Genomic DNA, 1,282 nt, shown 5'->3' on the forward strand with positions numbered 1-1,282 from the left:
TAGTCGGGGCGGCGTTGGTTAGGCTTGTCTAGTCCGGCCCTAGTCGTGGAGTGCTTTCTAGCTCCGATTGGGCGCTGGGGATGCGCCTACTCGGACGTTAAAGCCTCGGAAGCGGTGCGTTCTTCCGGATGCAGCTATAAGCGCCATAGCTCTCGTGCCAATCCCTGGATTTCGCGGCACCGCTCGACACTCGACATCGGCGGGGGAATAGGAGCTAGAAAGCACTCCGTTAGCAGGGCCGGACTCAGCAAGCCTAACTAACACCGCGGCGTTATCGCAAAACCGGCGCCTCGTTCGGCGGCTCTAGCGGGCCGCTGTACGGCCGCGAAGTTCGTTCACCTGCTCCGGTGCGCCCGGAAGCACGCGGGCCTCCAGGGCCAGTGCTGGGTCCAGCAGAGCCTGAGCCGCCGGCGAAACGGGGCGCACCCGTCCTTGGCGTGAACAGCGGCTGGCTCTAGCCGGCGGACCACTCGCGGCGCGGAGGCCTCACACAGCGAGTTTCAAGTCGGGCTTGACGGCGGGCGAGTCGTCCCTCGGCTACACGGCAGCGTCAAGAAAGCGGCAGCGGCCTAGCAATGACCGTTGGGCAAGCTCCTCACGGACCTAGAGCAACCAGTGTCCCCCTCGGCGGCTTGCTCCGCGGCCAAAACGCTATTGCGGCGCCACAATCAATCCGAACGACTCAGGCCGGGACGATTGCCTCACGAACGATCGAGGATAAGGGGGCGGCTACAGCTCACAGCTCGCCACGGCGCTTTAGGTCCCTAACCGTGCTCTCGATACCGCGAATATCGACGTAGGCCTTCTTGCGTGGCGAAGGCTCCGAAATTGCAGGCTCATCCGCGTAGGGGTCGCGGGTTAGCCTCGATCTTTCGTGAGGTGCTGATCCCGGCCTGATCTGTTCGGATTGGTTGCGGCGGGGCTGATTATGGCTGTCGGGTACGACAGGATCGCCGAGGCCGTCGGTGCGCGGTCGGGTTTCACTGGCCCGAAGGGGTGGTCTTTCAGTGGTAGGGGCGGATTGCGACTGCTGTTCAGCTGGTGTTTCGGTAGGCGTCGAGCCGGGTGATTGCGGTGATGAGCAAACCTGTGTGGCGGGCCTGGTGGTCGAATCGCAGGCGGTGGGTGCGGGCGTGCCGGGCCAGGCGGGCGGCGGTGGCCAGCAGCCGTAGCCGGAGGTTCTTCAATTCCCAGGTACGTGCGTCGGTGCCGGTCAAGGCAAGCATCTGCATCCACGCGTTCAGGTCGAGTGCGAGGGCGACGACGGCGAGCCAGATCTGAT

Annotated in this window: 1 protein-coding gene; it reads right to left on the reverse strand. The window is 64.4% G+C overall.

Annotated features, from left to right (window positions below; all coding sequences use genetic code 11):
* Nucleotides 1-1,034 precede the first annotated feature (1,034 nt).
* A partial coding sequence (locus ACJMNC_RS14705; RefSeq protein WP_408948701.1) for a transposase occupies nt 1,035-1,282 on the reverse strand: 248 nt, incomplete at its 5' end.

Origin of the sequence: Gordonia sp. VNK21 (genome assembly GCF_046098115.1) — a bacterium.
Taxonomy (GTDB): Bacteria; Actinomycetota; Actinomycetes; order Mycobacteriales; family Mycobacteriaceae; genus Gordonia.